This is a genomic window from Nocardia sputi, from assembly GCF_023501985.1.
Genome location: NZ_JAMFLC010000002.1, coordinates 140,772 through 166,963, shown reverse-complemented (window position 1 = coordinate 166,963; position 26,192 = coordinate 140,772). Strand labels below are relative to the sequence as shown.

At 68.3% G+C, this 26,192-nt stretch carries 20 protein-coding genes; 5 read left to right on the top strand and 15 right to left on the bottom strand.

The window, feature by feature from the left end; translation table 11 throughout:
- Nucleotides 1–43 precede the first annotated feature (43 nt).
- From M8859_RS03285 to M8859_RS03265, 5 genes are all read left to right on the top strand, one after another.
- Nucleotides 44–1,858, top strand: a complete 1,815-nt coding sequence (locus M8859_RS03285) for an acyl-CoA dehydrogenase family protein (protein WP_249643751.1) — start codon at nt 44–46, stop codon at nt 1,856–1,858.
- Complete coding sequence (locus M8859_RS03280) at nt 1,855–2,061, top strand: hypothetical protein (RefSeq protein WP_249643750.1); 207 nt, start codon at nt 1,855–1,857, stop codon at nt 2,059–2,061. The genes M8859_RS03285 and M8859_RS03280 overlap by 4 nt, the downstream gene beginning before the upstream one ends.
- Nucleotides 2,062–2,554: 493 nt before the next feature.
- Entirely contained in the window at nt 2,555–3,727 is a 1,173-nt protein-coding gene (locus tag M8859_RS03275; protein ID WP_283779305.1) for an IS110 family RNA-guided transposase, read from the top strand.
- Between the two features lie 306 nt (nt 3,728–4,033).
- Complete coding sequence (locus M8859_RS03270) at nt 4,034–4,531, top strand: HIT family protein (RefSeq protein ID WP_249643749.1); 498 nt, start codon at nt 4,034–4,036, stop codon at nt 4,529–4,531.
- A gap of 133 nt (nt 4,532–4,664) precedes the next feature.
- Nucleotides 4,665–4,913 (top strand): hypothetical protein, encoded by a 249-nt coding sequence (locus M8859_RS03265; RefSeq protein ID WP_249643748.1) that lies wholly within the window; start codon nt 4,665–4,667, stop codon nt 4,911–4,913.
- A gap of 72 nt (nt 4,914–4,985) precedes the next feature.
- Here M8859_RS03265 and M8859_RS03260 read toward each other — a convergent pair whose 3' ends face one another.
- The 15 genes from M8859_RS03260 to M8859_RS03190 form a co-directional block, all read right to left on the bottom strand.
- Nucleotides 4,986–5,651, bottom strand: coding sequence for an AAA family ATPase (locus tag M8859_RS03260; RefSeq protein WP_249643747.1), 666 nt, complete (start codon nt 5,649–5,651; stop codon nt 4,986–4,988).
- 352 nt (nt 5,652–6,003) lie between these two features.
- Nucleotides 6,004–6,717, bottom strand: coding sequence for a hypothetical protein (locus M8859_RS03255; protein WP_249643746.1), 714 nt, complete (start codon nt 6,715–6,717; stop codon nt 6,004–6,006).
- Nucleotides 6,718–6,795: 78 nt separating this feature from the next.
- Complete coding sequence (gene mobF / locus M8859_RS03250; protein ID WP_249643745.1) at nt 6,796–13,071, bottom strand: MobF family relaxase; 6,276 nt, start codon at nt 13,069–13,071, stop codon at nt 6,796–6,798.
- 426 nt (nt 13,072–13,497) lie between these two features.
- Nucleotides 13,498–14,238: a hypothetical protein gene (locus M8859_RS03245; protein ID WP_249643744.1), complete on the bottom strand. Its 741-nt coding sequence runs from the start codon at nt 14,236–14,238 to the stop codon at nt 13,498–13,500.
- A gap of 35 nt (nt 14,239–14,273) precedes the next feature.
- Nucleotides 14,274–14,627 (bottom strand): hypothetical protein, encoded by a 354-nt coding sequence (locus tag M8859_RS03240; RefSeq protein ID WP_249643743.1) that lies wholly within the window; start codon nt 14,625–14,627, stop codon nt 14,274–14,276.
- Nucleotides 14,628–14,726: 99 nt separating this feature from the next.
- Nucleotides 14,727–16,316: a hypothetical protein gene (locus M8859_RS03235; protein ID WP_249643742.1), complete on the bottom strand. Its 1,590-nt coding sequence runs from the start codon at nt 16,314–16,316 to the stop codon at nt 14,727–14,729.
- Nucleotides 16,317–16,682: 366 nt separating this feature from the next.
- Nucleotides 16,683–17,162, bottom strand: a complete 480-nt coding sequence (locus M8859_RS03230; protein WP_249643741.1) for a single-stranded DNA-binding protein — start codon at nt 17,160–17,162, stop codon at nt 16,683–16,685.
- A gap of 237 nt (nt 17,163–17,399) precedes the next feature.
- A complete protein-coding gene (gene dprA, locus M8859_RS03225; RefSeq protein WP_249643740.1) occupies nt 17,400–18,272 on the bottom strand; it encodes a DNA-processing protein DprA in 873 nt (290 codons plus the stop codon).
- A gap of 255 nt (nt 18,273–18,527) precedes the next feature.
- On the bottom strand, nt 18,528–19,160 hold the full coding sequence (locus M8859_RS03220) for a hypothetical protein (protein WP_249643739.1): 633 nt from the start codon (nt 19,158–19,160) through the stop codon (nt 18,528–18,530).
- Between the two features lie 338 nt (nt 19,161–19,498).
- Nucleotides 19,499–19,825, bottom strand: a complete 327-nt coding sequence (locus M8859_RS03215) for a macro domain-containing protein (RefSeq protein WP_249643738.1) — start codon at nt 19,823–19,825, stop codon at nt 19,499–19,501.
- Between the two features lie 104 nt (nt 19,826–19,929).
- Nucleotides 19,930–21,432, bottom strand: a complete 1,503-nt coding sequence (locus M8859_RS03210; RefSeq protein ID WP_249643737.1) for a YifB family Mg chelatase-like AAA ATPase — start codon at nt 21,430–21,432, stop codon at nt 19,930–19,932.
- On the bottom strand, nt 21,433–21,819 hold the full coding sequence (locus M8859_RS03205; protein WP_249643736.1) for a YraN family protein: 387 nt from the start codon (nt 21,817–21,819) through the stop codon (nt 21,433–21,435).
- Nucleotides 21,820–22,129: 310 nt separating this feature from the next.
- Nucleotides 22,130–23,200: a DUF4192 domain-containing protein gene (locus tag M8859_RS03200; RefSeq protein ID WP_249643735.1), complete on the bottom strand. Its 1,071-nt coding sequence runs from the start codon at nt 23,198–23,200 to the stop codon at nt 22,130–22,132.
- Nucleotides 23,201–23,482: 282 nt separating this feature from the next.
- Entirely contained in the window at nt 23,483–24,352 is an 870-nt protein-coding gene (locus M8859_RS03195; protein WP_249643734.1) for a bifunctional DNA primase/polymerase, read from the bottom strand.
- Nucleotides 24,353–24,470: 118 nt separating this feature from the next.
- A complete protein-coding gene (locus M8859_RS03190) occupies nt 24,471–26,141 on the bottom strand; it encodes a ParB/RepB/Spo0J family partition protein (RefSeq protein ID WP_249643733.1) in 1,671 nt (556 codons plus the stop codon).
- Between the last annotated feature and the right edge of the window lie 51 nt (nt 26,142–26,192).

Genomic DNA, 26,192 nt, shown 5'->3' with positions numbered 1-26,192 from the left:
CCCCGTTTTCCTTGGATCCCTCACTACGGAAGCGAGTGACACCATGACCACCACCACTACCGATCTCGTCACCCCCATCGGCTACCGCGGTGAGGACCCGACTGTCGCCGGGCTGCGTGCGGCGCTGTTCGGTGAGCATCTCGGCACGCACCGCGCCGCGATGGACATCATGCTGGGGCTCGGCGACGTTCCTCCCGGCGACGATGTCACCTACAGGGACGAGACCCGTATCGGGCCGGCACTGCTGCCCCAGTTGATCGAGGATCTCGGGCTCCCGGCACGCAAGATCGCTCAGGACGTGCACTTGCGGGGCGCGCTCTGCGATAGCGCGGCAGTCGGCGCCGTGCATGTGCTGACTGTGCTGAACGGGCATTTCGCGTTGACTTGCCGTGTGCTCCTGGAGCTGGGCAACGGCAGTGACTATGTGCAGCGGTGCCTGGCCGACCTCGACAGCGGCCGGACGCTGGGCGTGTTCGCCCACACCGAACTCGGCGGGACCAACGGTGCCGCTGATCTGCAGGTGATCGCGGTACGAGATGCGGCGGCGGGCGGCTACCGCCTATACGCCACCAGTATCGAGGCGGTCAAAGCGATGGCCAACCTCGCGGACCTCGACGTGCCGGCCATCGCCGTATTCACCGCGCGCCTGGAGGAAGACGGGGAGGACAAGGGCGTGCTGGCGTTCGCGGCGCGTCTCCGGAACGTCGACGGCGTCCTGGCCGAGGGCGTGGAAATCCACACTCTGTCACCGAAACTCGGTTCCGCGATGCCGCACGCCCTGATCAAGCTGAACGGGCTACTCGTCCCCGAGGACGGGGTCCTGTGCGGGGACTGGGGCGGGTTCGACGACAACGGGGACTTCGTGTCCGATGTCCCGGTCCGTCAACGCTTTCACCGAACAATCGGGTCGCTGATCCACGGGCGCCTCGATCTGGGGATCGCTATGAACCGCAGCGCCGGTGCTGGCGCCGCGGCAGTGGTCGGGTTCACCGCTCAACGTCCCCACGGCGATAGCGACGCCCTCCAACGCGATATCGTCACCGCCGTCGCCGACACCTATGCGTGTGGCGTGCTGGGGCGGATGGTGCGCGATATGGCAGCCGGACCCGGTACCCAGCCACCGCTGTCGTTGTGGGTGATGGTGCTCAAACCCCTGTTGACCACCCTCGCCCAGGATGCGTTGATCGTGTGCCGGGAACGGTTGGCCGCGCACGGGATTCTGCGCTGCAACTATCTCCCGGATGCGATCGCTAACGCCTTCGGCGGGAAAACCGCTGAAGGCGACACCCTCGCCCTCCGAGTTCCTGCGGGGCGGTATGCGAAGACCCTGTGCCTTCTCACACTTCCCGGGACACGGGCGGAGAAGCCGTGGTGGCTCGAGATGATCACGGCCCGCGAGGACCACCTCGCCACCGATCTCTACCGCGCGACCGGTATCGACCGAGACGAGTACGAACCCGATGGCGATGCGATGGGCTTGGACTCGGCCCGCGCTGATCTGGCCCATACCACCGGGATACGCCTCGCTGTGACTGCCGCGCTCATCGCTGCGGAGGAAGCCACTGACCCCACCGCGGCCACCGTGGCGTACTCGGTGGCAGCGGTGGTCGCGCTGGGGTTCCTCGCCCCGCTCGGGACGTGGGCTCAGCGGCGGGGATTGCAGTCCGATCAGCGCGCCGAGAAGATCGAGACTGGCCTGCTGCATCACCGCCGCATCCTGCTCGAGAACCTGACCGTCTTGGCTGCGGCGTTCGATGTCCCGCAGCTCCCCGGAGCGCCGGTCTTCGCCACCAATTACCAGCAGTCGTGGCAGGAACTGACCGGCTGGGACAACGACAGCTTCATCCGGCCACGATGAACGGGCACACGCCGCCGCGCCCGGACCCGGACCTGTGGACCCGCCGCCACAGCGACTGCACCTCCAGCGACACCGGCTTCGGCTCGCTGGAGGAGGCGAACTTCGTCCGCGCCGCACACGGCGGTCACGGCCCGAAATGCCTGCAATCCCTGGACGCCGACGCCTACCGCGACGGACTCGCCGCCCCCGACGAGTACGAATAACCCCCAATCCTCGAAGCGGAGGTTCCATGCCACACCCCGAACACGGCACCCGCCACGTCCGATATCACGCCAGCACGAAAGATCCGGGCAGGAACGGGTGCCTCGGTCCGCGTGCTGTGTTCGCCCTGTCCTCGCCCGGCGCCGGCGATCGGCACGAGTGATGGGTGGCAAGAACCGGAACCAGCCGAATACTGGCCTCCATCACCACCGCCTCCACTCCAGCAGTACCGGGGGAGATCGCCTGAGGTTCCGGCTTATATGGGTGTCACCGGTTGGCGGGCTGGATGATCACCGGCCGTAGTCTGCCGGAGGTGTCGAGTCGGGGCTGGCTCGTGAGGTTCCTGCCGCCCGTTCGGGCTGGCTCACCGGGGGTTTGCGCCCCGGCCCGGCACCGGCCGCGGGTCTGACTCAACAGAGGTGTGGGACACACAGGCGGAAAGCCGGAATGTCGCCCGCGGCTTCCTGTATCCCGGCGAGGAGTGAGGAGACGTGGTTGACGGTGCTGATCGGTGTCGACCCGCATAAGGCCACCCATACGGCGGCGGCGCTGAATGCCGCAACCAACCAGGCGATCGAGACGATACGCATCGACGCCACATTGCCCGAGTATCGGCGGCTTCTGGCCTGGGCAAAGCGATTTTCTGAGCGGTGCTGGGCCGTGGAGAACGCGTGTGGTCTGGGCCGACATCTGGCCCAATGGCTGATCGCTCACGGCGAGACGGTCACCGATGTGCCGTCCACGGCCACCGCGCGAGTTCGGGAGTGGTCGCGGGGCGGGCGGCGCAAGAATGACTATATCGACGCGGCCGCGGCTGCCAGTGTGGCGGCGTTGCACGGCGTTGCAGCGCCCGTCGAGGCCGAGGGCGCGAGCACAGTGCTGCGAATGCTTGATGAGCGACGCACGAATTTGACCAGGCAGCGCACCCGGACCGTCAACCAGCTGCACGCGGTGATGCGGGAGTTGCTGCCCGGTGGCGTGTCCACCGATCTGACCGCGAACCAGGCCACTGACGTGTTACGGCGCGTCGGCCCGTCCTCACCGGTGGAACGCGCCCGCAAAGAACTCGCCCGCGAACTCGTCGCCGACGTGCGGGCCCTGGACGCGCGGCTGAAGGCCAACCAGCAGCGGATGCAGGATACCGTCACCGATTCCGGCAGCAGCCTTATCGGCGTGGTCGGCGTCGGACCGGTGGTCGCGGCTCGGCTGCTGGGCCGAACCGGACGCGCGTCACGGTTCCGCACCGCGGGAGCCTTCGCAGTTCACACCGGCACCGCGCCGATAGAAATCGCCAGTGCCGGCAAGTCTCGGCATCGGCTGTCCCGTCACGGCGATCGCCAGCTGAATAACGCCCTGCACACCATCGCCTTGACGCAAGTGCGCATGCCGGGCACCAGAGGACGGATCTACTACGACGGCAAAGTCGCCGAGGGCAAAGGACACAAGGAGGCGATGCGCTGTCTCAAACGCCGACTCTGCGACCATGTTTGGCGAAACATGATGGCCGATGAACAACGCCACACCGGCGGGGCGGGTTCCGGAGGACATTCGGGGGCGACTACGAAATCCTGCGCGGCCGGCTCAACCCCGCACGCCAGCTCTTCGGATCAGTCACTTCCAGAACCCGCCATCGACCAGCCTACGCCCCAACCCGCCCCAGCTGCTTGACAAAACACAGAGGAACCCCCGGTTCCTTGGAGCCCCAGCCCAGTCGGCGACAACCCGCAGTGCCTCCCGATCCCAGGGACGCCGCGCGGCGGTGCTGCCCGTCCTGCCACCGCTGATCGAGCTGCTCGGGTGTGCGTGACGCGTATTCGGCTACCTGCTAACCAATCAGATTGTTCGCTACCGCCATCGGCACGTGTGGTCGTGTCGTGTTTGCGACAGGACAGCGCAATATACCCGCGTAACCGGCTCCGTTGGTGCACTGCGGGTGCGACACTGAAAGGGAACAACGAGAATGAGGAACACAACGTGACGCGAATCCCGCTCGACAATGATAACGATACGCGCCAGGTCGGGTCCTCGGCCTGCTTCATCTGTGAGATCGTCAGCGGCGACGCCGCCCGCGAGATGGAACAGGTCCTCGCCGAGGACGACGAGAACATTGCGTTCCTTACCCGGTCTCCGGCCCTGACCGGCACTGTCCTGGTCGCGCCGAAACACCATCACGAACACGTGGTACGGGATTTGTGCGAATCCGCTTACCTGAACCTGATGTCGCTGGTCTACCGGGTCGCGCAGGCGGTGGAAACCGTGGTGCCGACCGAACGGATGTACCTGCTGAGCCTGGGTAGCCAGCAACAGGACCCCCACATCCACTGGCAGATCGCGCCCTTGCCGCCTGGGGTGCCCTACTCCGACCAACAACATCACATCTTGTCTCCCGGCAACAGTGCCGTGCCCTGGACCTACGAGCGAGCTGTCGAGCTGGCCGATCAGATCCGCGCCGCGTTGGCCCGGCCGCAATGAGCCCGAACCCTGGTCCGCACACGCATTTTTAGTGCCGGAGGCCGGTCAGGTGGCGCACACCGTAGGGCTGAAGGGCTGCTCGCCGGTGATTCGATGTATCGCCGGAACCAGGTATTGGGCGTCGCCTCATGGCGTGACCCAGCCTGCGGAGGCCGACAGGGATCACGTGGGCACACCGGTGCCTTCTCAGATGATGCGCTGGTGGCGGCTGATCGTGTCCAGACGGGCCCCGCACCTGGTGATGACCTGCCGGGGAAGCGAAGTTGTCTTCGCGGCAGGTCAGCAGGGCACAGACGATGCCGAATTCGCGGGCGCGCGTGGCGGTGAGGCGCAGGATCTCGCTGGCATATCCTTGCGCTGGAACTCGGGCGCGACGACATAGGTCTCCCTCCGCTAGGCGGCTGAAGTGAGCACCGAGACCGGTCGAGCCTCCACCGGGAAGCGGCCGTCACCTCTACGGGATGGCGAACCGGGCGATCACTTCCAGTCCTGGACGGTAGCCGTGGGCGGTGTCGACGGTGAGCGCCGGCACATCGAGATCGACCGATTCGAAACTTTCAACCGAGTGGTTGCCTGCCGCGATCTGCGCGAGGAGTTCACTGTCGTTGTGCGCCCGGCGATGAAGGTCGCTCTCCGCACGGCGGACAATCCGGTCGCGGATCACCGCGGTCGATGCAGTGCAGTGAATGATCCGGATACCGGCCGCCGGGGCAACAGCACTCAGATTCGGAGACCACAATCGCTGTTGGAAAGCAGCCTCGGCGACCACGGTGACACCGGCGCGAACCAACACCTCGAGAACCTTGAAGAATGCGGTCAACGTAGGCATGTTCAGCTCGTCCCAGCCCTGCTTGGGCTCCCGGTCAGCGGCCAGGACCATGCCTTGCTTGATCTCGTCGCGTATCACTGCGGGGACACCGAGCCGTTGGGCCAATGCACGCGCAAGCGTGGTCTTCCCACTGCCAGGCGGTCCGCTCACCACTATCAATCCTGGCAGCCCGGAATTGCTTGCACGCTCCGCCCTTGAGCTGTCTTCTGTCACGATCTTGCCCCTTCTTCGCCGCCACCGATCAACTACAGGCGGCGATTGACTGTGCTCAGATGGATTCTGGAACCGCATGTTCTGACGCCGTGGCCGGACATCCGCGCCACGGCGGTGGGTGCGTCGGTCCCAGGTCAAGTCAATGAACCACAACGGAAAACCGGTCGTGGAACCTGAGAAAACTGGTCGTGGAACCTGAATCGGCGCTGAAAGGCCGCTTCGGTGACCATAGTGCCACCGGTGCGCACCAGCACGGTGAGGACGCTGAATCGGTCAAGGTTGCGCTCCGGGACTAACGCTGTGACAGAGGCGCGGCGACGCCGGAGCGGCCTCGGCAGAGCGCGGCTCCGGTGCGCAACCAGTCACGGTGAACACGCGCGCTGACGGTGGTGCGGCCCCCGCGCGGCGGGTCGACATCGACAGCGCACAGTCAGTGTGACAGCGGAAGTTCCGGGCAGTGTGCGAGGTGTTCGACGGGAACGGCGATCGGGTCGGGGCGGCGCAGCGCGGCTCGGGCTCGGGGTAGGTGCACGTAGGCGGTGCTCTGGCCGAGGATGCCGGGGTGCCGGTCGATCGGTACGACACCGAGTTTGGTTTGCCAATGCCGGGAGAGTTTTTCCACGGCTTCGAGGTGTTGCATGGGTTCGGCGGGTTCGGGCAGCGGGGAGGGATCCAGCAGTACGAGCCCGTTGTTGCCGGGCAGCATACGGTGGATCAGTTCCGCGACCATCCAGACGCCGAGGTCGTGCCCGTGGAGTGGGTCGAGCACGATGGCGGACAGGACCAGCAGGGCGTCGTTGATCGGCTCGCGGAACTGATCGTCGACCTCGCCGGTGACCGAGCTGTTGTCGAAGACGGGGCAGAACATGCTGGCTTCCTGAGAATAGTCGTCGAGTTCTGCGCTGGAGAACGAGCCCTCACCGAGTTGTACGGTCAGGAACTGGCAGACACCGACACAGATTTCGGCGTCGTGAATGTCGTCGGTCTCTGCGGCCGACATGAGCAGTTGGGCGTGCCAGTCCAGGCAGGAATCGCTGTCGATCTCATTGCCGCTGTGGTAGCGCACCACGGGGTCGTGCAATGTCGCCATGTCCGATCCGGCCGCATCAACCAGGGCTGCCAGCTCTCGGGGTTGTTGGAGCACGCGGCCCAGTATGCACCGCAACACCGTCGCTGCAGGCCTTACCACCGACATCTTCTCGGCGGCGGTAGGGCGGGGAGATCACAGGCTCAGGTCGCCCTCAGGGCTGAGGCCGGGGCTGGTCTCGGGCTCGTGGTCGTCTGTGGCCTCGGGGTCGATCGGTTGATGCCGGCGGAGGCGTTGTTCGGCGGTGTACTGGTCGGGTGTCAACGCGGCCCGGCGCTGTTGTTCGGTGCGCAGGTCGGTGAGTTGGTGTTCGATGTCGTGGGTGCGGTCCCGGATTTCGCGCGCGATATCGGAGGACTCGGTGGGGTCGGCAGTTGCGCGATCCTGTTGCGGGGCGGCGGGGCGGGCCAGGATGGTGTCCCAGTGCTCGGGTGGTCCGGCTAGGTGCAGGGCACGGCGGGTGGCGTTGCGGGCGGTGGTGCGGGCGGTGTCGCGGGTGTCGGTGGCGTTGCGCTCGGTGGTGGTGAGGGTATTGATGCGGGTGCGCAGTGCGCGGCGGTCGGCGCGTTTGTGGGTGGGGGTGTTGTGGAGGTCGGTGCGGGCGGTGTGCAGTGCGCTGCGGGCCGCGTGTAGGGCGCGGGTGGCGGTGGTCAGGTCGTGGTCGGCGGTGCGGGCGGTGCGGATCGCGTCTTGGGCGGAGTGATGGCGGCGTTCGGCCGCGGCGATGTCGGTGTGGCTGCCGGGCGGCGCTGGTGGGTTGAACAGGTCGGTGTCGGTGTCGGTGAGTGCGATACGCTGCTGCAACGCGGTGATGCGTTCGATCAGATCCTCGTCGGTGAGGGTGACCAGGGGATTATCGGCGGCGCCTTCGGGCGCAGAAAGTTCGGTGTCGCTGCCGGGTTGTGACGGTGCAGGCGAGGTTTCGTGGGCGTTGTGCGTGTCCGCCGGACCGGTGGTGTCGGCGAGTCCGTGGCGTTCGACCCAGTCGCTGAGGGTGAATCGGGCGCGAAGTGGCAGTCGGGTCCAGTCGCGGCGCAGTAACGCCAGCGCTTCGCTGGGTGGGCGGGTGCTGGTGATGTGGGTGGCGCGGGCGGTGATGTGTTTGTCGGGAGGATGAGGTGGGATTCCGGTGATACCGGTCTCGCGGCAGTCACCGCAGAGCCCGTCGTCGTGTGACTCGTTGCGGGTGGTGGGGTCGGGTCGCGGCATGTGGTCGGCGAGTGCGCGCTCCACGCTGCACTCGACGCACGGCAGGTTGCGTGGGGTGTCGAGTAGCGTCCGCTCGTGATCCCCGCCGCTTCCATACGGTTTCGGGTCTTGCAGTGGGGGCGGAATGAGCGGGCCGTCCGGTTCCCGTCGGCGCCCGGCGCCGGGTTCGCGGTCGATGCGACGGTCGCCGGACCAGCGTGCCGATACCGCGTCGGGGCGGTCTGTGCGGTCACCTTTGTCGTGTTCGCGGGTGCGCGGGATGGTGTCGCCCGCCCATGGGTCGGTGAGGTCGGGCCGGTTGTCGAAGTAGCGGTCGGCGCTACTGGTACCGGTTCGTTGCTGGTTCGGCGCGACGATGCGGTCCGGGTCTACCCAGCGGCGGTCATCGCGGGGTGGCTGCCATCCATCGTTGTTGCGGTCGCGGCGGTATAGGTGCGGGTCGGTCACGGGTATGCAGGCTTCGATCACGGCGCGGAGTTCGGGGTTCTGTTGGGCTGCCCACTTCAGCCGGGCGCGGGCGATGGGGAACGGGCGGGCGCGCAGGGTCGCTTCCACTTTCCGCATGGTTCGGCGATGGGATTCCGGGACGTCGTCGAGTGCGCGGGCCGCGGCGGCGAGGTCGCCGGCGGCGAACAATGCGGTCACTCTGCGGAGTTGTTCGGGAAGCTCTCCCGGCGCGGGACCGGTGGAGGGTGGGTGTGCTGGGCCGGTGAGGTCGGGTTGCGGTGGGGTCGAGAAATCACCGGACGGGTGGGGGTCGTCTCCCATGGTCTCCTCCGTGCGCAGGTCGTTGAGGTCGTCGGGATAGGGGGCGTCGAATCCCGCGTCGGCGGGGTCCGGCGGTGGTTTCACGGGGCCGGGATCGGGCGGGCCCGGGTCGCGGGGGTTGTGATCGTCGTCCGGTCCGGTCCCGGTGCCGACGTGCTGACCGGGCGGTGGTGGTGTGTGCGTGTTGCTGTTGCGGGAAGTCGACGGGCCGGGGGCGTCAGTGGTCGGGGTGGGGCGCAGTAGTAGCTCGATGCGCCAGGTGTGGGCGGTGACCAGATCGGGGATCGTCAGGGCGGGTTCGGTTCCGGTACGGGCGGCGGTGAGTAGGTCGTGGGCGGCCGACAGGAGATCGTGGGCCGCCCAGCCGGTGCCCAGGCCGCGGTCGACGGCCGCGGTCAGGCGCGGCCAGCCCGCATCAGCGCGGACTGAGGAAGCGACCTGCTCGCCGAGGACCTCGGTGAGTGCTGTGTCCCAGTCGGGTCGCAGGCCGGCCGAGCCGGAGGATTCGGAGACGGTGGTGTCCAAGTCCAGGCGTGACCACAGGGCGGCGGCGGGCATCTCGTCGGGCAACGGACCGGCACAGGCCGCAGCGGTGAGGAAGGACTCGATGTCGATGCCGGCGCGGCGAGCGGTATCGAGGTGGGCGGCGACCGCCGGCCAGTACGGGTCGGAAGTGAGGCGGGGCTCGATCAGGGCGGCCAGCGGCGTCCACCGGCGGGCCGGTGCCTCGGGGTCGCCGAGCGCACCGGTGACCTGCTCGTCCAGGAGCTGCTGATAGTCGCGCTCGTTGCGGGCGAAACGCGGCGGACCGGTGAGGCGTGGATCGGTGTCGTCGATGTGCAGCGCGGCCCGCCACACCGCGAGATCCGCCACCAACTTCGGGGCACCGGCCAGCAGTGGCCGCGCCCACGCGGGCGCGGTGGCCGTGGTCCAACCGGCTGCGTCGGCGCGGACGCGGTGTGCGAGGTCGGCCACGATCCGGGACCGGGCGCGCACATGATCAGCCAGCTCGGGGTCGGTGAATGGCCCGGGTGGCGGGCTGATCCACGGCAACGGACCGGTCCCGGGCGCGCCGGTGCCGGGCATCAGGCGCCAGTGCAGGACCGCGGCGATATCGTGCGCGGTGTCCAGTTCCCGTTCGGCCGCGGCCTCGACCAGGGCATCGACGGGATCATTTCCCGACAGGGAAAGGACCGCCAGCTGCTGGCGCAGGACCGGGTAGGCGGGGGCGTCGGTCAGGTGCGGGTGAACGCGTTCGGTGGCGGCGTCGATGCGTGCCAGCCCCGCGGTGCCGAGGTTTTCTTCGGCGGCAACACCGACGGTGTCGAGGAAAATATCGAGGGCACGGCCGATCCGGTGGTGCGGGTCGGTGGCCTCGCGCAGCATCGTATGCGCGGATTTCTGCGCACCGTCGCGGGCGAGGATCGCCAGCAGATGCTCCACGGCAGTGCGCGGATAGACCGCGGCGAAGCTTAAGAACGACCCCTCCGCACCGTCCAACGCGGTCGGCACATAGGCGTGGTTGCCGTGCACGCCGCGGGTGAGCGCGACATACAGTTGCTGGCGTGATTCGCTGCCGGTGAGCGCGACATGACAGGTGTCTGCGGTGATTCCCTGCGCGGAATCGATCGTTGTCGCGTATCCGAGCCGCACCGATTCGCGCACGTACTCGCTCGGCAGCCACACACTGGGCCCGGCCGCGCCGCTGGTGTGGCGGTGGGTCGCGGTGATGCTGCCGTCGGTGTGGACGGCGGTGACGGTCCATGCGTAGCCGTTGCGTACCCAATCCCGGTCACCGACGCGCAGGCGGGGATTGTTGCGGCGAGTCCGGATGATGTCCCCGACTGAAGCGCGCAAGCCGTCGGCGAGCAGGCATTCCGCACCCGGGTCGGCGTCGGCGCGAGCGAGGCGGTCGGCGCGGGCGCGGGCGTTGAGTGCGGCCACCACCTCATGGGTTCCGGCGAGCATGATCGCGTCGCGGCCGGCGTGGTGGTCGGCGATCCAGGCGGTGTAGGCGTCGTCGTGGGTGGCGCCGGTGTGCCCGGCATGGATGCGGTCGTTGTCGAGGTACCAGCCGAGTGCGGCCGCGTCGCCGTTGCGTAGCCGCAGACTTGCGGCGGATTCGGCGCGGGAGGCGAACCGGACCACATGGGTCAAGGTCAGGGTGTGCTCGGGTGCGGCGGCGGCCATGTCGGCATCCGCGCCGCCGGCATCGATCGCCGGGAGTTGGCGGTCGTCGCCGATACACCGCACCGTCGCACCCCGGCCGATCAGGAATCGCAGCAGCCGCAACCGTTTGAGGTTGCCGACTTTGACGTGCTCGTCGACGATCACCAACGTGCCCGTTCCGATCTGCAGCACCCACTCCGGAAGCGGCGGAGGATGCAGGCGATCGACCCCGGGATCGAAAGGGGCCGGGGTATGCCGGGACAAGACATCGAGGAGTTTGTCGACCGTTTCCACCCGTGCCCCGATGGAGTCGGCCAGCACCGCCGCCGCCGACGCGGTCGGGGCCAGGCCGAGGACGGTGCCGCCGTCGCGGCTCCAGGCGTCGGTCAGCACCTGCATCGCCGTGGTTTTTCCTGACCCGGCCGGTGCGTTCGCGGTCTGCACGCCTACCCCGGAGGTGGCGAATCCTTCGATCACCGCTACCTGTCCGGCGTTCAGTTGGCGGTCCGGGTTGGCCTCGTTGTAGGAGCGCACCGCCTCAGCGACGGTGTCGAGTGGGAGGCGGCGCCCGCCGGGCTGGTTCGCCAGCGCGATCAACGCCTTCTCCGCCGCCAGCACGGCCGCGGAGGTGTAGAGACGGGTGCCGGCGACGGTGTGCGCACCGGTCCCGTCCCGGCGCTGTAGCGCCGCCGGGACCCGGCCGAGGACGGGCTGGTCGGCGATGTCGGGATCGTCGGCGGCGATCACCCGCGCCGGGGACAATGCTTCGGCGAGCACAGTTTCGGTGGTGTGCGCCCAGTCGCGGCCGGCGATTTTGCCGCGTAACTGTCGTTCGATTTCGGCCCGCACATGGTGGGCTTGCCAGGTCGAACGCTGTTCGGAAACCACTTCGAGCACCCGCTGCGCGGTCGCGGTCACCTGCTCGGGCGTCAACGGCCGCCGCACCGGGCGCAGCGGATTGAACACCACTCGCAGCATCTCGGCGAGCGCGGCCCGCCCACCCAACTGTTCGAGTGCCTCGGTGCGCCAGTCGCGGCGCTGCTCGGCGCGCGAGCGGGACCCGTGTTTAGCGGGCCGGGTTTCCAGAGTCGCGCGGTCTGCCAACCCATACATTTCCGCGGCGATCGGCTCGCGACCGTGCGCGCGCTGGAACGCCGCAGCCAATTCGGCCAGACGCCCGGTGATCGCGGCATCACGGCGCGACCAGTGCGTGATCAGCTCGACAGGGACACCGACGATCTCGCGGATCGGGCGTTTGGCGGGGTCGCGGCCGGGACGCTCGGCGAACTCCACACCCACGCCGTCTTGGAGATGATGCTCGAGACGGGTGTTGTAGATCTCCGAGACCGTGACCACGACCCGGTAGACCGCAGCACCGTCGAGGGTGCGCCAGCGCCCGTCGGGGCCGCGGACCCGGTTGGCGATCAACACATGCGTGTGCAGGTCCGGGTCGCCGGCGCGGCTGTCGCGGTGGGTGAACCGGGCCGCGACCAGCCCGTCGACATCGACTTGACGCACTCCGTTGCGACCCAACCGCGTGTAGATCCCGTGGCGTTCGAGCCACTCGAGGGCGTCGTCGATTGCTGCCTGATGGGCGGCTTCGATCCTGTCTGCGATGTTCCTGGGCGCGAGTGCCCACAATGCCGAGACGCTTTTGACCGGAGAAAAGGTGATGTCGAAGCCGGCCACCGCGGTGGTGAGCCGGGTGTTGACCGCGACCCAGCCGGAGAGTTCGCGATCACTGAGCGGGAGGCGGCCGTATTGTTCGGTGAACATTTCGGTGGCCACCGTGGTGCGAATCCATTCACGTTCCGATTCGGGAATCGGATCCTGCGGGTCGGCTCCGCGCATCGAATTGTATGATTCGAACGCATCTCGGCAGCGTTTCCGGAACTCGGAAACACCACCATAGAAACGAAACGGATTCCCTAGACGCGATTCCTTGTCGGCCTTTTTGGTCGCTTCCTGGTGAGTAGCGCCGAGCCGGATCTGCTCGTCGTAAACCTCTTTTTCGACGAGGTTCGCGTTCGGGTGACGACCCAAACCGAACAGATTTTTCATCTGTTCCTCGGTGACTTCCTCCCCGGCACGCAGCCGCAACGCGCCCAAACCGGTGCCGTGCCAGAGGCCCGGGGACTCCCCGTGCGCGGAATAGTAATCGGACAGGGGGGAGCGCCCGCGTGACGAGGAGTCATTCGCGGCGACATTCCGCAGGTAATAGAGATAGCCATTGCCTGCCGCAACTTTATGGATCGTCGCGGTCATGTATTCAGTGAGCGCCCCTGACCGCGAGTTGACAAGGTTCGAAAATCACGCAAAAATCGGTAAATCGAGCAAATTCCCAGGTCGTTATTTAATTGCAATCCTGAATGCAAGAGGTCTGATTGTTGAAAATGTGAGGAGTGGGGGTGGAGTGAGGATAAAAAGGGGGTGGCGTGGTGGTGAGTGCGTGGAGAGGGGAGGGCAATGGTGAGTTGGAACTGGTGGATGGCGATTGAGGGCGCATTGGGGTTGCGTGAGTATTTGCGATGGTGAGGTGAGTGGTCTCGAGTCGCGAAGACGCGCGGACAGGCGACGGCGTTCGGCGAGAGCCGGCGCGAGGAACGGATCTCGGATCGGCAGAGCCTGGACGGCTGAGAGCATGCCGCGGGCAGGGCGGCCGGATGCTGCGGCTGCCCTGCCCGGTTTCGGTCAGCGTGTTGTGGCGGGTGCGGTATCGGCGGCGCGGGTAGAGCCGATGAGTTCGGGCCGGCGGTCGAGTTCGGCGGTGATCGCGGAGGCGAGTTGTTCGCTGAGTTCGTCCTCGCGGCGGGACCCGTTGCGATGTACGGGGAGGCGGACGGTGAGTGCGCCGAGCTCGGTCAGGTCGATAGTGACCGCCTCGGTGATGTAGCCGCCGAGGCCGATGCGTTCGATGGTGCGCTCGAGTTCTTCGCACCAACGCTGTTCTGTCCCGAAGGCGCGCAGCGTGTCGATGAGCTGGCGTCGGTGATGGTCGACTTCTGCGGTGCCGGCCGACGGGTAGGGCGTGTGGTAATCGCCCCACTGCTCGATGACCGCGTCGCGGTCGATGGCCTGCGAATCGTCGGGGATCAGCGAGAGCGGAGTGTTGCCGAGGCGGACTGCGGTGACTGCGGTGTCGAGATGGGTGTCGACGATGTCGCGGATCTGGTTTCCGGCTCCGTAGGTGTCGGGCTCGCCATCGCTGCCGGTGAGTACCTCGACGGTGGCGGTGCGCGGGAGTGCGGCGAGGAAGTCGCTGAGGTCGATCGAGAACGTTTTGCTCTCGCGCGGGATCAGTGGGGCGAGACCTACGTGGTCGAGCGCTTCGCGGGCATATTCGCCGTAGCCGACCCGTTCGCTGTGGCGCAGCAGCCGTGCGACGAGGATTGCGTTGTCGGTGTCGATGTCGTTGACCGTGGGTGCGGACATGGGTCTCCCTTGATTTTGGAGGGTGGATTTCGGTTTCAGGAAGTGCGGAGCGGGACCCAGCCGTGGGAATCGCAGGCGTAGTGGCGGCCGTCGATCGCGACGACGTCCCCCGCCGAGAGGGAACGCAGGCCGCTGTCGTACCAGGCGGCGGTGTGCGCGGCGTCGTTGGGGAAGTTCGGTTCGGGGTGATCGTTGAACATGGCGAAAACTCGTTCGAGGAACTCGGCGTCGGTGGCCGTCGCGCCGCCGGTCAGGGTGCAGGTGTAGGCGAGGACCAGATGATCGCCGGGACGGTAGCTGCCGACACAGCCGGTGGCGTTGCAGAACACCGAGATCTCGGCCCGCCGTGCGGGGTTGAGGATGCGGAAGCGGGAGAAGGAAGTGCGCACGACGTCTCCAGGGCGTGAAGCGGGTAGGTGGAAAGCCGGTCCGCCGCAGGAGCTCGACACCGCGGCGGACCGGAGAACGGGGTGATGCGAAGGGCAGGATCAGGCGGCGCGGCCCTGGCGGTCGCGGGGTACGACGACGCCGAGGTCGATGCGGCACTGCGTGCAGTAGTTATCGGCATGCACGACACCGGTGCGGGCGCAGGCATCGCACCGGCCGATCCGCTGCCCGGCCCCGAGCGCGGCGGGCCGCCGTCGTCGCGGTGCGGCCGGCCGGGCGGCTTGTGTGCGGGCGGGCTGATCGAGATGGGCGGCCATCCAGCGGGTGATGAGCCGCCAGGTCAGGCCGGAGTTGGCGGCGGCAGCGCGGATCCGGTCGAGGATGACGCGGACCTGCGCCGGGTGGGCAGCGGCGATGTAGGCACACCGCGACTGGACGAACTCGTGTGTGCCCCACCGCCGCGGCAGTTCGGGGATGCCGGGGTGGCCGTCGGCGCGGCAGACGTCGCAGAGCCCGTCGTCGCTGACCAGTTGCCCGGTCCGGGAGTGGATGGCGCGGCGGTCGGACTGTGGGCGGTCGATCCAGCATCCGACGCATGGCCACCCGAGGTAGGGCACCATCGCGGCGAGATCGTAATCCAACCCCGAGCCCTCCCAGGTGGCCTCGGGCGTATCGAGGTCGCTGTAGGGCAGGAAGATGTCGTAGTCGCTCGGAGTGGGGAGCCCGGTGCGGCGAGCCGCGAACCGGGTCTGATCGATCGGGCTGATCCGTGCCCGCCGTCCCGGTTTCCGGTGACGCCAGGCCTCGGTGGGTTTATCGACGGGGCCGGTGTCGATGCCGTGCTCGCGGAGGAACCGTGAGGCGTCGGCGTCGAGCGCGCGGTGGCGGCCGGAGCGGACGCGGTCGGCCGAGGTGGCTTCGGGGTCGAGAAGTTCGCGGTCGCGGTCGGTGTAGGTTTCGGCGATGTGCAGGAAGTAGCTGCGGTCCCACAGCGCGGCCTGCACATGGGACCACACCCGGTGTGCGGGTTTGCGCGGATCCGCGACGGGGTTGGTGTCGCGGGGTTCGGGGTCGGTGTCGATCGCGTACAGGCGAGTGGCGGCGTAGGCGGCGAACTCCGCGTCGCGGCGAGCGGCGGTGCGGCGGTCGCGGTCACGATGGCGCAGGCTCACTCGCTCGATCGGGGGCTGAGGTGTGCGGGCTCGGCGGGCGGCGATCGCTTCGGGCCGCAGCCGCGCGGCGTCGGTCTCGCGCGAGGGGGTGGCGGTGAGCCGGAAATAGTTGCGGTGTTCGCGGACGGAGCGGGGCGCCCACTCGGCGGCCTCGACTGATACCTCTCGGATCTGGGGCGAGCTCGGGATGTGCAGGCCGGGGTCGGTGTCGGTGGTCAGGTCGATGATCATGTTTCGCCACTCGGGGCGGCTCTTGGCCATCCACCCGAGTTGCCGGGCGGCGACCGGCCATGGCTGCCGGGACAACAGGTCGACGACCCGGTCGAGGAATTCGCGCTCAGCGGTGGTGGCGAGGGCGAGGGCGGCGCGGAAACGTTCCCGAGCCTCCTCCGGGTCGACTTCGAGCAGATTCCCAATCTCGCGAATTGTGTCGGTGAAAAGCGAACCGGTGGTGTTGGTCTCGGAGAGGCGGGGCAGGTCGACGGTGTCGGTGGTGGGTGCAGTGAGTACAGCGGTCATGACGATTCCTGTCTGGTCGGAGAGAAACGACACAGCCCCGCACCGGGCGGTCTCGTGCACGAAACGCACGAGCCCCGGAACGGGGCTGGGTGGCTGGTCGGCTGACCCGCCTGAGTGCGACCCGACCGGGGTGGGGCCCCGACACGGCGCAGGGAACGCGCACCAGCGGGCGGCATCGAATTTCCGCGCAGTTCCACACTCACCGGCGCGGGAGTCGGAGACGGGGCGCCGGGGAAATTCGAGGGTGACCGGGCGCGGGCCCGCAGCCGTGGCGGGGCCACACCCCGGTAGCACTCAGCCAGGCGGGGCAGTCGGCCAGACAGCCAGCCCACCCCACCCACCGCAACCCATCCAGCCGAGCCGGGGTCAGAACCCCGGCTCGGCACCCCACGGATCAGCGCTGCCCGCAGCGGCACCGACCAGTTCCCGCGCCGTATCGTTCTCGCCGCCGCTGGTTCCGGTGGGTTCACCGGTGTTGCGGCGGGCAGCGCGCTGTACTTTCGCGGTTGCGAATTTCAGCGAGGGGCCGATTTCGTCGACCTCGAGCTCGACCGTGCTGCGGTTGTGTCCGTCGGGGGTCTGCCAGTTGCGTTGCTTCAGTTTGCCCTCCACGATCACGCGCATCCCGCGGCGCAGGGTTTCGGCGACGTTCTCTGCCGCCTCGCGCCACACGGTGCAGCGCAGGAACAGCGCGGTGCCGTCTTTCCACTCGTTGGTGTTACGGTCGAACACCCGCGGCGTGGACGCCACGGTGAGGTTGCAGACCGCCACCCCGCTCGGGGTGAAGCGAAGCTCGGGGTCTGCCGTCAGGTTCCCCTTGATCGTGATGATGGTGTCGTCGGGCATAACAGGTGACCTTTCGTCGTCGAGTGAGCCGAAATTCTGTACAGCAGGGAGATCGGAGTACTTGTAGGCGGATCGAGCACAGGGCCGCGCCACGGTGGCGGCCCACTGTCACTGGCTGACATCGGTCGCGGCAGCGGGCAACCGGTGCCCGTTGCTGACCCTGCACCTCGGGTGGTTCGAGCCGTCGTAGAGCGAGCCGGCCCGGAACCAGCTGAGCGCGGAGACAGCCGAGGCGATTTAGTCGGTCAGGGTGTCGAGGATGTGCTGGGGGTCGGTGACCAGCTGGGCGCGGCCGTCGCGGATCATGGCGTGGCAACCGGTGGATGCCGCCGAGCTGATCGGCCCCGGCACTGCGAACACGGGCCGAGCGAACCGGCCGGCCCACCTGACGGTGTTGGCCGACCCACTGCGAATACCGGCCTCCACCACCAACACACCGCGAGCGAGAGCGGCGACAAGCCGGTTCCGGTCGAGGAAATGATGTTTGCGGGCGACCACGCCGGGCGGGTACTCGCTGATCACCAGCCCGGTGTCGGCGATCTGGGCGATGAGGCGATCGTGCTGCGCGGGATAGGGTCGGTCGACGCCACAAGCCAGCACCGCCACCGTGGTAGCGCCGACCGCCAACGCGGAACGATGCGCCATCCCATCGATACCGAACGCAGCGCCGGAGATGATCGTCCAGCCACGGGCAGCCAGATCACCGGCGAGTTCGCCGGTCACCCGGTCGCCGTAGCCGGTACTGCAGCGCGAACCGATCACCGCTATCGACGTTTCGACCGCGGCATCCAGACGTGCCGGTCCTCGCGCCCACAACGCCACAGGGTCACGGCCGGACGACTGCGGCGCAGCGAGCACCGTGAACCGATCTTTCGGCCATTCCGGGTCGTCGCGGGTGATGAGGCGGGCACCGATCTCGGTGGCGTGGTCGAGGTCGTCGGCCGCGGCCTGCCGCAGAGTCGGCGGGACACCGAACACGCCGGGATCCTCGAGAACTCGAGCGACAGCCTCATCCAGGGCATGCGCGCGCCACACCTGCTGCGCGGCTGCGGTATCGGTGAGCGCGGCCCGCGCCAGTATCGCCCACTGCAGGCGACGCGGTTCAGCCATGACGAATCACCCCGACGGCGTGGGGAGCGGGCACGGCAACGGACATGGCAAGGACCTCCTACAAATCAGGGAGCGGGAACGGCGACAAACTTCGAAGCGGAGGTCGCCGGGGCGCGGCGGCAGCGTTGAACTGGGCTGCGGTGTTGAACGCAGAACCGGTGGACGCGGTGCCGCCGACACCCGCGGGTGCCCCGGCTGTGTCCGTGGCACGGCGGGTGTCGACCTGCCGGTTCGAGTCGGCAGGAATGGCCGTCCTTACGCGGCGGCCACCAGGTCGCGGCCGCGGAGGGGATCGGCGGCGGGGGAGCCGGTCTCTACGGGTGGCCGGGATTCGGGCCGATGGGTGCGCAGCCAGGCGGCGATGCGTGCGCGGACGGGCAGCGGGCTGCGGCGAGCATGCTCACCGAGCAGCGAGACCACGCTGCCGGGATAACGTTCTGCCAGATGTGCGCAGAACACCTCGACCAGCTCGGCGTGACTGGGCCCACCGGGGTGCGGGGGCAGGCCGGGGCGGCCGTTGCTGCGGCAGTGATCGCACAACCCGTCGTCGCTCCGGCGTTGCCCGGTGGCCGGGTCGATCGGGTGGGTATCGGCGAGCGAGCGTTCGATGAAACACCACACGCATCGCCAGCCCACGACCGGGGCGAGGGCCGAGGCGTCGATATCGAGCGGGTCCTCGTCACCGGCCGATACCGGGTTACGGTGCAGCAACGCTTCAGTGAGCAATGCAGCGAACTGTTCCGGATCCTCGGCCCCGACGCTGCCCGAGTCGGTGAGTCGCTGCCAGAGTGCTGACCAACGCTCCGCGTCGGCGCGAGATACCTGGGTTGAAGCAGGAGCCGGTCTGGTGGGGTAGAGCGTGTCGAGGATCGCAGCGGGGACAGGCATGACAAATCCCTTCCAGGAAAGAACAAACGGGTGAGGAAGTCGCCTCGAACCAGGGATCACCGGCGCTCGGCCTGCTGGCCTGCTGACAGGCCGAATCCCGGGTCCGGGGTCACAGAGTCAAGGGAGGTACGAAGCGGCCGCCGCGGCGGTCACGGTCGGGTGCGTGCGGAATTACCGGTGGGGTGGGAGGTCATAGACGGTGACGGGAACTCCGCGGCGGCACAGACCGTGGGTGATCAGGGGTTGGATGACAGCCCATTGCCTTCTGGCGAGGCCGGTGCCTATCCGTGGTATATGGATCGAGGCGTCGAGGCTCGTGGCATAGTTGCCGAGACGGGTCAGGCAGCGGTCGAGGGCGTCGTAGCGGATCGGGCTAGCCGAGGAACCGGTGCGGCGATGTCGTGCTGGGCGACCATGTTCGCGGCATATAGCCCGTCGCCGACGGTGACGAGCTGCACCGCGCCGAGCGCGAAGTCGTTGGTTGCACGGTGCCGATGCCAGTCCCGGTAGCAGTGTTCGGGTTGTGGCCAGCGCCGCGAGACCGCCAGGACGAAGCCGCGGCCCCATCGCCCTTGATCGTTGACGATGTGGGCAATGATTCGGGGGCCGACACCGGTGGGCGCGGTGGCGTCGCCGACACGGTGGGTGATCGTCGGCTTCGTCACGGTCACTCCTTTCTTGCTGGGCGCCCCAGTGCCAGGGTCTCGGATCCGTGCGCCCGACCCCCGGCCGGAGCGATGGCACTGGTTGATTGAGCGGATCGTGGCGGTCAGCGCCGGAACCGGAAGTCCAGTGCCGCCCTGATATCGGAGTCGGTGGGTTGCCTCCCGGCGCGCAGGTCACAGATCGTCCACGCGACCCGCAGAGCGCGATCAGCACCGCGGGCTGAGATACGGCCCATCCGGAGCGCGTCTTCGAGTGGGGCGGTTGCCTCGGGTGAGAGTGGGACCCGTCGACGCAGGACGGGACCGGGAGCTTCGGCGTTCGTGTCATAGCCGTCGGCGCGCCAGCGTTCGGCAGCGCGCCGGCGCGCCACGAGCACCCGCTCACGCACGGCGGCGCTGGTGTCCGGGTCGCCAGCGGCTGTGGTGCTGTCGGTGAGCGGGTGTGTCGGGGCTACCAGGTCGACGCGGTCGAGCAACGGCCCCGACAGTCTCCCCAGATAGCGGCGACGGGCCAGCGGCGCACAGACACAGTCGGTCTCGTGTGCCGACCCGCACGGGCACCCGGTCGCGGCGAGCACCATCTGGAAGCGGGCGGGGTAGCGGGCGAGGCCGTCGGGTCGGGCGAGGCGTACTTCGCCGTCCTCGATCGGCGCGCGCAGGGCCTCGAAGACTCGGCTGCTGAATTCGGGGCAGTCGTCGAGGAACAACACGCCTCGATGGGCTCGGGTCACCGCCCCGGGCCGCGCGGCGACAGTGCCACCGCCGATCATCGCATTAACCGACACCGAGTGATGCGGCGCGATAAACGGTCTCGTCGACAGGCTGGGGTGATCGTCGTCGAGGGTGCCCGCGAGCGACTCGATCGCGGTGACCTCCAGCGCTTCGTCGGTCGATAGCGGGGGTAGCAACCCCGGAAGGCACTGAGCCAGCAGTGTCTTCCCACTGTCTGCGGGGCCGATCAGCAGAAGGTGATGTCCACCGGCCGCCGCGACCTCCAGCGCCCACGGCGCCTCGCCCTGACCGGTGACAAGACGCAAATCGCTCCGGTCACGAGGCGACGCCGGCGCGCGGTCGGTGGGGCGGGTGAGCGTGCCCTGGCCCCGCAGCCATGCCAGGGCCTGGCGCAGTGTGGCCGCGCCGAGCACCTCGATCCCGGTGACCAGGCGTGCTTCGGGCAGCGCCTCGGCAGGCACCACCACCGTGGTGTACCCGGCATTGCGAGCGGCGAGCACCGCGGGCAGGGTCCCGCGCACTGCCCGCAGCCGGCCGTCGAGGGCCAGTTCCCCCAACAACACCGGCTCGGGCCGGCGCGCTGAGGGAATCATGTTGCCCGCGGTCAGTACCGCTGCGGCCACCGCGAGATCGAGAACGCTGGAGGGCACCGGCATCTGAGCCGGTGAGAGCGTGATGATGACTCGGCCGTCCGGCCACGCCTCGCCGGAATTGAGCACGGCGGCGCGTACCCGGTCCCGGGTTTCCTGCCATGAGCTGCCGGGCAGGTCGGGCAGTTGCAGCGACGGTAGTCCACGGCCGATGTCGGCCTCGATGGTGACAACCTGGGCGTCGACTCCGCGAAGCGCGATTGAGACTGCCCGTGCGCGGGTCATCTAGAACACCGCCTTGTGGTGTTCGATGCGAGGGTCGCCGTCGGTGCCGGCCACGACCGTGACCACGTCGAACCGGATGCGCTGCCAGGGGCCGTCGGAGTCGGTGAGCCACAACAGCGCGAGCCGGCGGATCCGCCGGCGTTCGGTCGGCGACAGCAGCGCATCCGCCATGTTGCCGCCGGGTTGGGCAGGCTCGGCTGGCGTGGTGACAGTGACGAAGGCGGTGGTGCCCGCGTCGCGGGTTATCAGGTCGAGTCCGCCGTAGCTGCACTGCCAGTCACGGGATACGATCTCGATCCCGGCGGTCTGCAGAAACTGCTCCGCGAGATCCTTTCCGGTCGCGGGCAGCTCGCCGGTGGATTGTGGGGCGCGGGGGTTATCGGACACAGCGCACCACCACGGTGGGAACTGTCGTGAGTAAAGACATGGCAACCTCCTGAATGGGTAGAGAGGGGGAGCAGCACTGGCGGTGATGGTGGACCGGGAGTTTCGTCGGCTGAGCCGATGCCTCGCGCCAATGGCCTGGACCGCGGTAGGTCCGGGCCATCGGTGTGCACGGCTATGTCGGTGCGCTCAGGCCGTAGCGCTCATGTCGTCCATGGGCCGCGCGGTGAATTGCTCCTGCGTCCACGTGGTCGTCGGCGAGCCTGAACTACGTCTGTGCGGCGCCTGGTTCGGGTGCGGCGGCCGGACCTGGTTATTCGGCGGCGGGCATCATGACACCGAGTTCGGTGGCGGCGTCGCGCCCGCAGCGGGCGAGATCCCGCAGTCGTTGCGGGTGTATCCCTGATTCCAACGCGACGTGCAGCAGTTGTGCCATCCGGTGTCGCGGATCGGAGTCGAGCGCGGCATCCAAGGCGATCCCGGCGAGCGGGCCGTCGCCGCGGACGTAGGCGAAATAGGCCAGCAGGGTGGCGGCTTCGGCCCGATACTCTCCAGGCACCGTCCGGGTCAGTTGTGCCCAGAGTTGTTCGGCGGCGTCGGCGTGCGGGCTGTCGGCGAGCGCGAAGAGCGCGTCGCGCACCTCGTGATCGTGCAGGGCTACCGCGATTTCCGCGACTGTACGAGCCGGAGTCTGTTCACCGGGCTTCCGATCGCGGATGTAGCCGAGGACTGCGTCGAGTTGCGATCTCAGATAACGCGTGTGATCGTTTCGGGCCTCGGCCTCGCGGGAGCGTCGGTTCGCCCGGGCCACGGCATCGGCCAATTCCGCCGACACATCTGCCTGCATTGCGGGGTCCGGGGTCACCTGTTCGGTGAGCGCGCTGCGGGGGCGGGAGCCTATCGGTCGCCCGTCGAGCACGCGACCGAAGGTCACGAGGGAGGTGCCGGGGTCGTGGACGTGCCCGCTGTGTTGCGGGCCGCGCAGGCTCCACCACGGTTGTCCGGCAGCGATCGCCGGGACCGCCCATGCCGCCCGGACCGGAATGCCGGCGGCCGCGAGCCGGTGCTCCAGATTGTCGAGGACGGGCTGTGGTGGTGGCGGCGCGGATTCGCGTGGCGTCTGTGCGGTGTCGTCGATGACGATCGCGAGGATCCCTACTACTTCGGGGCGGGCGCAGATCCGGGTGGCGGCAGCGGCGAGGGTCGCCGGATCGGCCGGTTGGCCGGTGTCGGGGTGGTACAGGTCGAATCGGATCACCAGGTCGATCAACGCCTTGCCGGTTTTTCTGTCCGCTGCGCGTAGGACGGCAACGGCCAGGGAGCGTTCGGGGAGGAACCCGAGCATGGCGGGCAGGGCAGCGATGAACTCGCCCGGATCGTCCATGCTGGCTGGAGCTTGATCTGCGGGGTTCAGACCTGCTGGCCAGGTGTTTGCGGTGTTGGGATCGGGTTGTGCGGGGGTCATGGGTGAAGTCCTCCCGGAGAGGTGAAGAACGATTGCCCCGGCAGGGGCACCGAACGGGAACATGCAAATCGGCCTGGCCCGCCGGCACGTGTCCCGGCTGGCGGCAGGGGGCCTGCCTTTCGGCAGGGTGTAGGTGGCGCTGTCGCGGGGCAGTTGTTGGCCCGATCGCGGGTGTCCGTGGGGCGCGAATGCGTGGATGGGTCAGAGTTGGCGGGGGCGGCGTGCGCCGTAGCGGAAGCCGCTGGTGATGGTGCGGTCCACTTCCCGGGTGGTGAACCGGTCGATGCCGACATGTGGTGCGGCCGCTGCCGACAGGACGGCGCGGGCGTCGTGTTCGTCGAGTTCACCGCCGGCGACGAGCCGGCCCAAGGTCAGCGCCGCGTGGAACAGCCTGGTGTTACGGGTGCCCGGCGCCGCGAGGGCAACGGCGTCGGTTTCGCGGGCCAGGATCGCCTCCAGTAGAGCCCGCGGCCGCCCTCGGTTTTGACGGAGTGCGACACACGCTGGTGCAGCGGGCAGTGGGGGTGGCGGGGATGTGAGGTGGTCGATGACGGTGGTGGGTAGGTCGGCGAGCGGGTGCGGGTGCAGGATGCGGTAGTTACCGCGGGCGGTGACCGAGCCGGGGGCGACGATGTAGCCGCCGTGGCCGCGGGTGTCGATTCCGGGTCCGAGCCGCGCGACTGTGCACGGCAGCCGCAGCGATGGCGGCGCGTGATAGTACAGATGCCAGCCCCCGCCCGGGGTGGTGACGGTGAACGTGTCCGGTACCGGTTCGCCCAGAACTGTGGCGAGTTCGTCGAGTGCGGCGTCGAGGTCGGTGACCGGGGGTTGTAGGTGGTCGGCGTCGAGATCGACCACGTGCAGGCCGGCGGGTTCGGTGGCGATCCCGATGTTGTAGGTAACCTGGCGCCACCAGGCGTGCAGCAGTGTGTCGTCGGTGCTGGCGCGGGTCTGCCAGCCTTCGATCGCCGGGACTTTCGAGCCTGGCCGCAGCGGGAACACCGGCCAGCCACGTTCCGCAGCGGCCAGCGCGGCTACCCGTACGGATTCGAGGTCAGGACCACAGGACATTGAGGGTCTCCGGTACAGGGCACATCGGCGGGGTGCACGCGTGCACGAGGGGAAGGACAGGTGTCGGATGCCGGTGCGCAGGCGCGTGCTGGCGCACCGGCATCACGACCCAAGGGGGTTATTCCTGTCCGGTCGCCTCGATGTCGGGACCGGTATCGAGATCGATGTCGTGGTAGTCGAGTTCGCCGGCGGCGGCGAGTTCGACTGGGGTCAGGCTGTGCCCGAGATCTCGGAGGAACGCCAAGTAGCGGCGGGTGCCGCTCACGGTCCAGCGCCAGCAGTCCTTCTCGACACGCTGCTCGTGGGCACCGAGTACCAAGGCGAGGGTGATGACCTGGCAGCGCGCGGGTTTCGCGGTGACCAGCATTTCCGAGAGGGTGTCGCGGCCGCCGGTGACTCCGAGCAGTTCGCGGGCGCACAGGTCGGCCTTGTAGCCGCCGAGCAGGCTCGGTTCGCGCACCAGAGAATCGGCGATGAACCGGGCGGCCTCACCCGGCAGGGTTTTGCGTGCCAGCAGAGTCGTCACGAACTCGATGCGCGCGGTCTTGGCGGCCGCGCCCTGCTTGTTGAGCTCGCGCACCTGTCGCCGCGCGTACCGCTGCTGTTCCTGCTCCCGGGCATGATCGGCGGCAGCTTCGGGGGCCGTGGCACCGCGGGAATCAGGATCGTCGCCGGAGTCGGGGGTGTGTTCGGGTTCGGGGGAGGGCGGGGAGTGCCAGCCGGATTCGCCGACCAGCTCGGCGGGCAGCAGATAGTCGACGCGCCAGTCGGTGCGTGCTTCGATGCTGTCGGCGTGGCGCATCCCCTCGGCAGGAGCCGCCTCGGAATTGCCTTCGGTGTCCCAGTCCACCTCGTCGTGCTCGACGCGGTCACCGGTGGCACGGTCCACGATCAGCAGCTCGTCGGTGGGTTCGCAATGCACCAGCCACCCGGTCGGGTTGGCGTGCAGGCGTTCGACCGTGGCGGGCCGGCCGTCGCTGTCGACCACATCGCTGGCGGGAACGAGGCCGGTGGCGTGGTCCAGCAGGATCCCGAATCCGGCCTCGGCATACGGTCGGGCCGCGGCAAGGCGCGCCCGCTGTTCGGCTCGGTCTTCGGCGATGCGAGCAGCGGTATATGCGAACCGGTAGGGAGGAGCGTCGAGGAGGCGCTGGACGGCGTCGGTGTCACCGACGCCGTCGTAGTCGGCGAGGAGCGCGGCCTGTTCGAGGTCGAGCTGGCCGGTGTCGAGAACCTGGCGGGCCGCGGTCGAGGACCCGACCTTGCCGAGCTGCTTGACCTGGTCGCGTTTCAACTGCAGGGCTTTACCGACTTTGGTGACCGACGTCCCCAGATCGAGAGCCAGGGTGATCCCAGCGGCGCGGTCGGCGTCGGTCAACCCGATGCGCCGGTCGTTGACGGTGATCTGGCCGAGAGTGTTGCTGGCGCGCCAGCGGCGGTCGTCGATATCGACCTCGGTATGGGTGACCCACACCGGCACGGTGTCGAGGTTCAACGCTTGTGCGGTGAGCGTGCGCAGCTGACCGTCGGTCACGACGAAGCGCCCGTCGCGGGTGCGGACGGCGGTGATCGGTATCCGCACCCCGTGCTCCTGAACCGAGGCGGTGAAACTGGGTTCGTCGTCCAGATCGAAATCGACGCGCACGTTCTCCCCGACTTCCAAGCGGGCCGGGTCGACCATCATGGCGAACGGAGCAGCTGGATCGAGGACGACGGGTTCGGGGGTGGTGGTGACAGTGTCGTTGTGGGTGGTTTCGTCCTTGGGGGAGAGGGTGAGGGCAGCGGACATACTCGGCTCCTGGCGGCTGAAGAGACGGGACGAGGCCGGCACTGGAGGCGC

Excerpts from the sequence above, each read along its gene's own strand:
- M8859_RS03285 (WP_249643751.1), top strand. The coding sequence starts at position 44 with ATGACCACCACCACTACCGATCTCGTCACCCCCATCGGCTACCGCGGT.
- M8859_RS03280 (WP_249643750.1), top strand. The coding sequence starts at position 1,855 with ATGAACGGGCACACGCCGCCGCGCCCGGACCCGGACCTGTGGACCCGC.
- M8859_RS03260 (WP_249643747.1), bottom strand. The coding sequence starts at position 5,651 with ATGCGGTTCCAGAATCCATCTGAGCACAGTCAATCGCCGCCTGTAGTT.
- mobF (WP_249643745.1), bottom strand. The coding sequence starts at position 13,071 with ATGACCGCGACGATCCATAAAGTTGCGGCAGGCAATGGCTATCTCTAT.
- M8859_RS03245 (WP_249643744.1), bottom strand. The coding sequence starts at position 14,238 with ATGTCCGCACCCACGGTCAACGACATCGACACCGACAACGCAATCCTC.
- M8859_RS03235 (WP_249643742.1), bottom strand. The coding sequence starts at position 16,316 with ATGACCGCTGTACTCACTGCACCCACCACCGACACCGTCGACCTGCCC.
- M8859_RS03230 (WP_249643741.1), bottom strand. The coding sequence starts at position 17,162 with ATGCCCGACGACACCATCATCACGATCAAGGGGAACCTGACGGCAGAC.
- dprA (WP_249643740.1), bottom strand. The coding sequence starts at position 18,272 with ATGGCTGAACCGCGTCGCCTGCAGTGGGCGATACTGGCGCGGGCCGCG.
- M8859_RS03220 (WP_249643739.1), bottom strand. The coding sequence starts at position 19,160 with ATGCCTGTCCCCGCTGCGATCCTCGACACGCTCTACCCCACCAGACCG.
- M8859_RS03210 (WP_249643737.1), bottom strand. The coding sequence starts at position 21,432 with ATGACCCGCGCACGGGCAGTCTCAATCGCGCTTCGCGGAGTCGACGCC.
- M8859_RS03200 (WP_249643735.1), bottom strand. The coding sequence starts at position 23,200 with ATGGACGATCCGGGCGAGTTCATCGCTGCCCTGCCCGCCATGCTCGGG.
- M8859_RS03195 (WP_249643734.1), bottom strand. The coding sequence starts at position 24,352 with ATGTCCTGTGGTCCTGACCTCGAATCCGTACGGGTAGCCGCGCTGGCC.
- M8859_RS03190 (WP_249643733.1), bottom strand. The coding sequence starts at position 26,141 with ATGTCCGCTGCCCTCACCCTCTCCCCCAAGGACGAAACCACCCACAAC.